The following is an 8,135-nucleotide window of genomic DNA, read 5'->3' on the forward strand; positions in this document are numbered from 1 at the left end:
ATCAAAAAAATCTATGAGTACTTTTTTAGACCCTTTTAATATAATTGGAACGTCAAATATTATCAAAAGTCAAATTAATTCTAAAATACAAATTGTTGTTCCTGATTTTCTTTTTTTTAATTATCAACCTTATCTAAAATATCATATTTTAAAATATTTATTTGATCCATTATTATTAGGTCTTAGAAAAAAAATAGATATAAACTATAATGCTAATCTAATAATTTGGGAACAAGGGAAATCTAATTTGTTAAAACAAATTTTCAATGAAAACTTTGTTTACAATAAAAAATATAAAACTATTGAGTCACAAATTATAGATGAAGAAAGTTTTGCAAAAATTGATCAAGAAATTATAGAATATAACGAAGCAGAAATTCTATTAATAGAAGAGGAGTTAAAGGCTTTCAATAGAGATGAGCAAATTAAAATATATACAACATCTGATAAAGAAATTACATTATTATCGAATCAAATAATATTTCGAGAGAATCGTAATTTTTTAATCAAAACGAATGCAAACTCATTAAAAATTGATGATTTATTTATTTCCTCTTTTGAATTACACGAATTAATAAAGAGCGATTTAATTCCTGATAAATTGGCGAAAATGCCTATATCTGCTAAAAAATGGCAAGTAGATTTGTATTTGAAAAATCGAGATACTTTAAATTTATACACCATCTTAGTACAAAAAGGGCTTGAGGTTTCAAATGAACGTTTTAATGATAATTACCTCGTAAGTGATAGTATTTCAATAGATTCATTACCAACAAACTTTCCAAAGAAAAAACAAAACTGGAATATCATCTGTCGTGACCTCAAAATTTCAGAAATTGAATTAAATCAAGCTTGGATAAGTTATTATGGAAGAAAAGATTTAAATAAAGTAAAGTCACTTTATAGTCAAATTTTCAAAATGATGGTTGAAGAAAGAGTTTTTGGGGATTATGAAAATACTTCTTTTCTAGATAAAGTTGTATCTCTAATAAACCAAACAAACATTTTTGAAAATAATCAAGTATTTGATTATTTAGAATTGGCAATATCAATAATGAATTCTATCTCAAGTGAAATAAAATTACATAAAGTAAAAGAGCTAAAAAAAATCTCATAAATGGATAAAAATCTCACATTTAAAACAAAAAGAGAAGACTTGGAATTATTTGTTAAAGAACAAATAATAGGACCTGGTGCTTTTAATAAGCGTTTTTTCTTACTCGAAAAATGGAACACTAATGAGTTTTGTGGACAAAATTTAAAAACAGTTTTAGCATTTAATAATGTTTCTGAAATTTTAAGTGAGGTTCCTGCATATCAGTATAGTTCTGCAATTTTATTTCCAATCTCTACAACTGCAGAGGAGCTTTTTCAAAAAGAGGAAAATACCAATGAAGAAAGCGCAATATCAGATGATGAAAATTTATCACCTTTAACATTAGATGATGAAAATTTAAAGGACGATTCCTCAGAAAGTGTATCAAGTAAAAACCAAAATTATCCAAATACATGCGGTATCGCTTTTGCAATAAATCAAAGTGCAAATATCTCTGATTTAAGTCTGCAAGTTAATTTTAGAACATATCAAAAGTTATCAAATAAACAATGTCGAGATAATAAGTTAGCCTATTGGATTTCCGAAAATAACGAAATGATAAGTGAAATTTTCAAAAAATATTACTCTGATATATTTCAAGTTACTTGCATTGATCAAAACACTTTTGTTTATTTAAAAGAAGGTGTAGATGTAAATGAGCATCTTTATACATTGGACTATGTTAATTTTGAAAAATACGTAGTAGCCAATATTACTCCTTTAATTGATGAATTTTTACCCAACAATTCTTATTATATTTTGTCAAAATCAAAATATAATGATACTGAGTTTACTTATACAAAAATTTACGAGGAGAATATCTACGACTTTATAAATGATAGTATAAAAGACAATAGAGAAAATTACTTTAAATTATCAACTTTAATTGAAGGACTAGAAATATATAATCAAATCAAAAATATAGTTAATGAATTAAAAGCCATATATAGAAAAAGTTCGCTAAAAAATCGGCCCACTCCAATTTGGCAGTCAACACTCCATTCAAAAGTAATAAAACTGAAAGAGTATAATTTAAATACTAAAACAGTTAGGGATAAATTTTCATTAGAAATAGATGGTGTAGAGGATTTATTTATAAACTATCAGTATATAAACTATGGTGATAACGGTACTTATATAAAACTTATTCTTACTAATGAAAAAGAAATAAAAATTTCATCAACAGAACCTCCTCAATTGAATAAAAAAGATGAAGCAAATGAAAAATCTTTTTTTGGAGTCGAGTTAAAAATTATCGAGTTAAAAAATGGAATTTTAAAACCTTATAATCCTCCGAATCTTATTGAGATTGACGAAGAAGATAGTTTTAATAAAATAATTTATAGACAATATAAAGATTATGGAGAAGGATATAATACTTCAGTAGATTGGGGGCACACGAAAGATGGATTAAGATTTCTATCTAGTGAATTTATGCCAGAACAAGAAACTCCTAAGATAGATTTCCAACCTAGTAGAGCAATTAACAATGAAATTATTTCTAGAATAAATGGAAGCGTTTTGTCTATGAGAGATCTTTCAACGTTATCATCTTTAAATGATGAAGAGATTATACTTAGGCTTAATGGATTTATATCAGAATATAATACATGGATAAATGAAAAAAAATTAGAATTAGCCAGTGAGAATATCAATAAAAATGCATTAGAGATACTGCATCGACAATTAAATGCTTGTGAAAATGATGCCAAAAGATTATTTCGTAATATAAAATTGCTTGAGGGTAATAGAAAGGCGATGACCGCATTTCGGTTAATGAATACTGCAATGTTCATGCAACTTCATCATAGCAAAAAAGTTAAACTAGTTTTAAAGGAAAATTTTCCTCCGTTTACTCCTGATAAAAGTTTAGGGCTTGAGACGTATTATAAAACTGTCGTTTTAGAAAAAGATTATGAATGGAGATCATTTCAATTAGCTTTCGTACTACTAAACATTGATTCTTTTGTAAAACCAGATGAAGGAGACAAGACTGTTAAAGATGTATTTAAAACTGGATGGCCTGAGCGTAATGAAATTGCAGATTTAGTTTGGTTTCCTACTGGAGGGGGAAAAACGGAAGCATATCTTGGAATAATAGCGTTTGCAATTGCTTACAGAAGATTCATATTTGGAGTCAAAGGTAATGGAACTACGGCAATAATGCGTTACACTTTAAGATTATTAACGCTTCAACAATTTCAAAGGGCAACATTATTAATTTGCGCATTAGAAGTAATAAGAAAAGAGAATTTTTTTATTCCTAATAATTTCAATTTAGGAGAAGAAAGGATTACAATTGGTTTATTTGTTGGAGGTACTTCTTTACCAAATGAATGGGATAGTGAGAGATCTGAAACGACTATGGTAAAGGAATTAGAGAAAATAAAAGAACAACTTAGAAAAAATAAAAGGGTAGAAACAAATCTGCCCCACACAAATTGTCCTTGGTGTGGAAGTGAATTGTTTATTGATGATAGTTTTCCAAACTTACATCCAAATCTGACAGCCACAAATAATTATAAAAATAAAGTACTTTTTAAAATAATGTGCAATACTAAAGATTGTACATTTAGTGGTATTGTTCCAAATGAAAAAAACAGTTTACCATTAAGACTTTTAGATGAAGATGTTTATAAAGCTCCTCCGACTCTATTATTTGGGACTGTAGATAAATTTGCCGCATTGGCAAATAAAGTCTCGAAAGAAATAAATCTTGATTCTAGGAGAATATTGGGAAAAAGAGATACTGAGAAAGGAAAAAATAACGTATATCCACCCGAATTAATAATACAAGATGAATTGCATCTACTTCTCGGTCCTTTGGGTTCCGCAGTTGGCCTTTTCGAAAAAGGGATAGATATGCTTTGTTCATATAAAGACGAAAAAGGCTTAATTATTAGACCTAAAATTATAACTTCAACTGCAACGACACGTAATACCGATAAACAAATATTTGCACTATTTAATCGTAGGTCTGAAATATTTCCAAAACAAGGGATTAATTGTGATGATTCATTTTTTGCATATTACCAAAGGGAAAAGGAGAATATTTTTGAGTATGCTTCAAATCGTAAATATGTAGGATTGCTTCCCGTTGGTAAGACACAAGTGTGGATGCAACTGCGTATTGCTTCAATATCTCTAAGCCACAGGTTAAAATTTATAAAAGAAAATTTTTGTAAATCAGAGATATTTAGTAACGATAATTCTTTTAAAGAATGTGAAAGTGTACTAGACTATTATCATACAGTTCTATCTTATTTCAATAGTTTGAAAGAAGTGGGAAAAACACAATCTCAATTAAGTCATTACTTACCTGGAGACTTAAATCTAATAATTAAAAATACTATGCAATGGGATTTTTTGAATAAATTAATAAAACCAAAAAGTGAGATTGATTATTCTGAATTAACAGGAAGATTAACAGGGGAAGAAGTCAAGACAAATCTATCGGATATAGTACGTAATTGGAATATAAAAAATGAAATTAATCCTCCAGAATTTATTATTGCGACAAACATGATTTCTGTTGGAATTGATGTTAGTCGTTTTAATACAATGATAATTAATTCGATGCCTAGAAATACAGCTGAATATATACAGGCATCAAGCAGGGTAGCCAGAGATAAGGAGGGAATTGTTTTCACAATTCACCATCCTTTTAGATCAAGAGATATTTCACATTATCAAAGATTTAAAGAATATCATGAAAAATTTTATAGTTATGTAGAGCCGATTTCAGTAACACCTTTTACTGATAAGGCACTGGAAAGATATTTTGCAATGTTTTTGGCAGTGATAGTCAGACACAATTCTGACTTGCCCTTATCTAATAATGATGAAGCTAGAGACTTAAATGAAACTTATGTTAATGAAATTAGATTCAAAATTTTAAATGAAATTAAAAAAATTAAAGATAATGCCGTAAAGCTTAACGAACATTTAAGTACTAGAGATGATGGTTTAAGATTAAATATTTATGGTATTATTGAAGAGCATGAGTATGCAGAAATAGAAAAAAAAATTGATGAATTATTAATTACAAGATGGTTAGATCGTATTCAAGATTCATCTTTATTGTTAAAATATAGGGACGAAAGTATTTCTAATATTTCTCTCTTCCAACCAAGGAATGGATTTGCAAATAATAATAATTGGAATGTAAAACAATCTCTAAGAGAAATAGCTCCTTCAGTTGTCATAAAAACTGTTCAACAATAAGATTATGCAAAAAAGAAACAATAATAGCAGTAATGAGTCTATAAGTAAGTTTAAATTACTGTCCTCATATGGGGGACCAGGTTCGATAATTCATACTGAATATGGCAGTATCATTGTATCTTGCATTGAAGAATGGGGGTTTATTCAATCAATGACTAAGTATATTGCCGAAGCAAGTAAACTTGGAAAGGATGAATTACAACATATTCAAGAACAAAACCTAATCAATGATTTGGCTTTGTCAAATGATGCAAGATTATTACAATCCCTTAAAAAATTAAAGAATATTGAAAATTTGAGATATTTGGCTTTAATACCAGATATTGAAATTAAAGAGAATTTTAATGTCATAAAGAAGAGTAAAAGTCAATTTGCAATTAATAGTACGTTTATGCCAAAAGTTTTTTATGACTCAAATAACAACTACTTAAGTTATAATGAATGGTATCGATTATGGAATAGCGAGGATATAAAAACTTTTTTCCCACCTAAAGTTAGAATAAAAAATAAAGAATCTTTCTTTGATATAAATTTAGTTCAAGATAACTTAGTACTTATTTGTCCACATGGGCATATTAGTGATTTTCCTTGGTCTAAATTTCTAAGGTGGAGGAAAGAAAATCCTTTTGAAATATATAACCCTGTTGATTTGTTAGGTGCACAAAGTTGCTGTAATAGTCCAAAAATTCAAATTAATGAAAGTAATGCTAATTCTAGTGGTTTTGATGGTAAATGGATTAAATGTAATTCGTGTTCAATAGGTGGAACTTCTTTGAAAGGAGTTATGAGTATTAAAATTAAATGTGCCGGTCATAGACCTTGGGAAGTTAGTACTGGAGATCAATCATCTTATTTTGGCAATAATTCAGTTAGAGGTAAAGATCCTCTTAATGAAACATGTGGTAGCCCTCATATGAGAGTAGCTTTAACAACAGGTAACAATTTGTATTTTTCTAGAATTCGTTCAAGTATTTATATGCCAGATAAATTATTTCTAGATGAAAATACTCTAGAAATAATTAAACTAAAACAAGATCTTGAAATATTTAAAGCATCTAACGATTTTGAACAATGTGTGATTACAAATAATAGAATTAAAGAAATTCAGCAAAATATTCCCCAAGAACTAGAAGATGTTAAATCAGTGGAAGATGACGAAACAATTTATAGATTTCAAGAGTTTAAAGCTTTGACAAACTGTAATGAGAATGAAATAGATGATAAGGATTTAAAAATAAAAGATGTTTCGAATAACCTAACTAATGAAATAAGAAAATATTTTTCACGAGTTTTGAGAATCGATAATCTAAAAGTTACATCTGCTCAATTAGATTTTTCAAGAGTCGAACCTGATTCTTCAGAATCAGATAAAATTAAATCTAAAAATATTTTTCGAAGTAAAAATGAAAACGTATTAATTTATCCAGTCGTTGAGAATTATGGTGAAGGAATATTTTTTGCTTTTAACGAGACTTTAATTGATTCATTTAACTGTGATTTTTCAAGATTTGAAAGTATGATCAATAAAGAAAGAAATGATTATGCCTTTTCTGCAACTAAATATGCTATTGAGAAAAATTGGCAGTTATACTTAGTACATACTTTTTGTCATTTAATAATGCGTGAAATGGAATTTCGATGCGGATACCCAACTGCGTCATTATCTGAAAGAATATATGTGTCAAATTCAGAAGAAACAAAAATGTATGGTTTAATGATTTATACATCTGAAGGAGCGGAAGGTAGTATGGGGGGACTAATTGCCCAAAGCCGTAAAGAGAATATAAACAATTTAATACTAAGTGCTTTAAAACGAGCAACTGTTTGTAATAGTGACCCCCTATGTTGGGAATCAGATGGACAAGGGCTCTTTGAACTTAATTTAGCTTCATGTTTTTCCTGCAGTTTAGTGAGCGAAACATCGTGTGAGCATAGAAACATATATTTGGATAGACAAATTTTAGTTAATGAAGATTTAGGATTTTTTAAAAATTTATTAGATGTCAATTAGAACAGAATTTGCCTATTTCATTAGATTTGAGTTTATTCCAAAAATGAAAGAAGTCCTGCCCGAAGGTAAAGAGGTTTACTATGGCCAAAATTTTAGAATTAAATTTAGAGATAAGTTAAAAAATTCATATTTAAAAACTAATAGTCTCTCGGAGTTTTATAATGATGCTTTTGATTTGTTAAATAATTTTGAAGAGGAATATCTATTACTGAATTTATTTTTTGAGGAAGACGCAGAAACGATCATAAATGGATTAAATAAAAATCTTCTTCAGGACCTTGTTGCTAAAAAAGAAAAGACACATTATTTTTCAAAATATAAAAAACATTTATACGAGACTCTAGGAAAAAAAAAATATCAAAATTCTGACTTCGAAGAATTTATAATTAGTGAGTTTGAAGAATTAACAGAAATATCAATAAAAAAACTAGATTTATGTAATCCACAACAGCATCCTTTGCAGCATGAATTTGCGGTATGGCTAGCTAATAATTTAAAAACTGAGTGTTCTTTTTCAGCAATTATAATTTATGCAAAAATATGGCAATTATATTTTTCGAGACCTTTTGCTAATATAAAGGCCATAGTCTTTTTAGATTGTTTTATAAGCAAGACAAAAGAATTAGATTTTAATTTTTCATATTATGTTGATAAAGCTATAGATTTAATTAGTCTGATTTTTTATAATAATATTTCTTTTCCGCTTATAGAGAATTTGAGTGTAATAAAAGGGGCGTCAGATGGTTACAAAAGCAAAAAGAATCAGTTAGTAGATTTGTTACATGAAAACAAGTTATTTCATAC

General features: G+C 28.1%; 4 protein-coding genes. All 4 read left to right on the forward strand.

Annotated elements, in window-relative coordinates; all coding sequences use genetic code 11:
- On the forward strand, nucleotides 1-1,117 hold a 1,117-nt coding region (locus B0A80_RS20430), incomplete at its 5' end, for a hypothetical protein (RefSeq protein ID WP_208861503.1).
- Complete coding sequence (locus tag B0A80_RS20435; RefSeq protein WP_089078485.1) at nucleotides 1,118-5,320, forward strand: helicase-related protein; 4,203 nt, start codon at nucleotides 1,118-1,120, stop codon at nucleotides 5,318-5,320.
- 4 nt (nucleotides 5,321-5,324) lie between these two features.
- Nucleotides 5,325-7,331 (forward strand): DUF1998 domain-containing protein, encoded by a 2,007-nt coding sequence (gene drmB, locus B0A80_RS20440; RefSeq protein ID WP_089078486.1) that lies wholly within the window; start codon nucleotides 5,325-5,327, stop codon nucleotides 7,329-7,331.
- Nucleotides 7,321-8,135 (forward strand): hypothetical protein (locus tag B0A80_RS20445; RefSeq protein WP_133063731.1); only part of this gene is annotated, 815 nt, incomplete at its 3' end. The genes drmB and B0A80_RS20445, both read left to right, overlap by 11 nt.

The organism is Flavobacterium tructae, assembly GCF_002217475.1.
Lineage (GTDB): Bacteria > Bacteroidota > Bacteroidia > Flavobacteriales > Flavobacteriaceae > Flavobacterium > Flavobacterium tructae.

Excerpts from the sequence above, each read along its gene's own strand:
- B0A80_RS20435 (WP_089078485.1), top strand. The coding sequence starts at position 1,118 with ATGGATAAAAATCTCACATTTAAAACAAAAAGAGAAGACTTGGAATTA.
- drmB (WP_089078486.1), top strand. The coding sequence starts at position 5,325 with ATGCAAAAAAGAAACAATAATAGCAGTAATGAGTCTATAAGTAAGTTT.